The sequence below is a fragment of the Streptococcus sp. 10F2 genome, assembly GCF_054331515.2.
Genome location: NZ_JBTGGE020000090.1, coordinates 1 through 2,812 on the forward strand (window position 1 = coordinate 1; position 2,812 = coordinate 2,812).

The window sequence follows — 2,812 nt, forward strand, 5'->3', positions numbered from 1 at the left end:
TAAAAAAGGTCATAAAAACCTTTATTTGGCATGCACAAAAAGACCACTTTCGAAAGTCAGATATCAATTTGAACTTCCAAAGTGGTCTTATTTTAGATTCTAAGTCTTAACTTAATGACATTGAGCACTCGCTCACCTGTTTTGTTTATCCTAGAATACTTCCATTTGGAATCGCATCATCAACCGTAATAACGGACAAACGATTCTCGAATTCAGCTGAGAGAATCATTCCTTGACTAACCAAGCCCATCATTTTACGAGGTTTCAAATTGGCCACAATTTGCAATTTTTTCCCAAGTAAAACTTGTGGATCTGGATAATAGGCCGCAATTCCGGATAGAATTTGGCGATCTTGACCATCACCAGCATCCAAGCGGAAGGCCAATAACTTCTCACTACCCTCCACTCGCTGAACTTCTTTAACCTCAGCTACCCGAATTTCCACCTTGTCAAAATCATCAAATTGAATAGCCTTTTTGTTTAACAACAAATCAACCTTTGTTGGATCCCACTCTTCTTCTTTTTTACCACCTGACATCTGAGATTTAATGTAGGCAATTTCTTCCTCCATGTCCAAGCGAGGGAAGATCGGTTGCCCCTTGGCAACAACCTGGCTCTCCGTTGGGATGTTACCAAAGGCTAAATCTTCTAAAGAGCTAACCTCAGCCAATCCTAATTGATTCAGAATAGAACGGCTAGTCTCCATCATGAAGGGTTGGAGAAGAGCAGCAACCAATTGTAGACTAGCTACTAGATGGCTCATCACACTTGCCAATAGCTCACGGTCCGCCTCATCCTTAGCCAAAACCCAAGGCTGAGTCTCATCAATATACTTATTGGTCCGCATGATGAACTTCCACACAACCTCCAGAGCACGTGGAAGATTCACTGCTTCCATCTGCTTTTGGAACTCTCGAATTGTTTCCTCCGCTTTCGACTCCAAATCCCTATCAAAGGCCGTAATATCTGTCTTAAATGCAGGCACCTGACCACCAAAATACTTATTCACCATCGCTACGGTTCGATTCAACAAATTACCTAAATCATTAGCCAACTCATAGTTGATACGACCAACATAATCTTCAGGTGTAAAAGTACCATCAGAACCAACAGGAAGTGAGCGCATTAAATAATACCGAAGAGCATCCAAGCCGTAACGCTCTACCAGCATCTCAGGATAAACCACGTTCCCCTTGGATTTAGACATTTTTCCATCCTGCATGACAAACCACCCATGAGCGATCAGACGTTTTGGAAGCGGCAAATCAAGCATTTTCAAAATGATTGGCCAATAAATGGAATGGAAGCGAAGAATATCCTTCCCAAGCATATGAATATCCGCAGGCCAGAACTTGACAAAGTTTCCATCCTCATCCTGTCCATACCCCAAAGCTGTAATATAGTTAGCAAGGGCATCAATCCAAACATAAATCACATGCTTAGGATTGGAAGGTATCGGGACTCCCCAAGTAAAGCTAGTCCGTGAAACAGCCAGATCCTCTAAACCAGGTTCAATAAAATTCTTAAGCATCTCATTCATCCGACCATCAGGACTAATAAACTCAGGATGTTCTTTAAAATAGTCGGCTAACCACTGAGAATACTTACTCAAACGTAGGAAGTAAGACTCCTCTGAAACCCATTCTACCTCGTGACCTGAAGGAGCAATCCCGCCAATAACAGTCCCTTCCTCATCCCGGAAGACCTCAGTCAATTGCGTTTCAGTAAAGAACTCTTCATCAGAAACAGAGTACCACCCTGAATATTCCCCCAAATAAATATCATCTTGCGCCAACAGCTTCTCAAAAATCTGAGCAACAACGGCCTCATGATCTGCATCCGTTGTACGAATAAAACGGTCATACGAAATATCTAAAAGTGACCACAATTCTTTAACATCCTTGGCCATACCATCAACATAGGCTTGCGGCTCAAGACCAGCTTCCGCTGCCTTATCTTGAATCTTCTGACCATGTTCATCCAATCCAGTCAAATAGAAGACATCATAGCCCATCAAACGCTTATAACGTGCTAAAACATCGCTAGCAATTGTTGTATAAGCTGAACCAATATGCAAACGCCCACTTGGATAATAAATAGGCGTACTAATATAAAACGATTTATCAGACATCATTTACTCCTCAAAATTACTCCCCTTATTATACCACGCTCCAAAAGCCACAAGCAAACCAAAATACAGATAATCCAAATAGCCTTAAAAGAGAATCTTTGACCCTATTCCCGAAAAGCAACAGAGTCAAAAACACTTCCCAAAACAGATTCCTTCAACAGTATTCTTCAGCTCCCGCTTCCTCATAACTTTCGAATACCTCGAAAGTTCTACACCATCAAGAAAAAAAAACAACTAAACAGAATACAGCCAAATCTCCTGAAGGAAGACTGGATTTTGTTGCGGAGTGCCTTCGCTTTATTCCCATACTCAGCCACTCAATTCCTGAGTGGCTGAGCAAGCGACACCTTGGACTTGGTTTGGGAAATATATAGGCAGTCTGAGTAGAGACTGCCTATACCCGAGCCTTAAAATAGAAATGCGAGGACAATGAGAAAAACAACTAAACAGAATACAACAAAATGTCCTGAGGGAAGACTGGATTTTGTTGCGAAGTTCCTTCGCTTTATTCCCATACTCATCCACTCAATTCCTGAGTGGATGAGCGAGCGACACCTTGGTCCCAAACAACTTAGAGACAGAAGTTAAATCTTCTTATTTCACTCTCTGCTTTAAACTTCGCTATTGGACTTGGTTTGGGAAATATAAAAAAAGATGACATTTCTGTCATCTAATCTAGTC

At 41.5% G+C, this 2,812-nt stretch carries 1 protein-coding gene; it reads right to left on the reverse strand.

From position 1 onward, the window contains the following. Positions 1 to 145: 145 nt before the first annotated feature. Positions 146 to 2,131: a methionine--tRNA ligase gene (metG, locus tag ACXM1Q_RS09040; protein ID WP_458517774.1), complete on the reverse strand. Its 1,986-nt coding sequence runs from the start codon at positions 2,129 to 2,131 to the stop codon at positions 146 to 148. Positions 2,132 to 2,812 lie beyond the last annotated feature (681 nt).

Excerpts from the sequence above, each read along its gene's own strand:
- metG (WP_458517774.1), bottom strand. The coding sequence starts at position 2,131 with ATGTCTGATAAATCGTTTTATATTAGTACGCCTATTTATTATCCAAGT.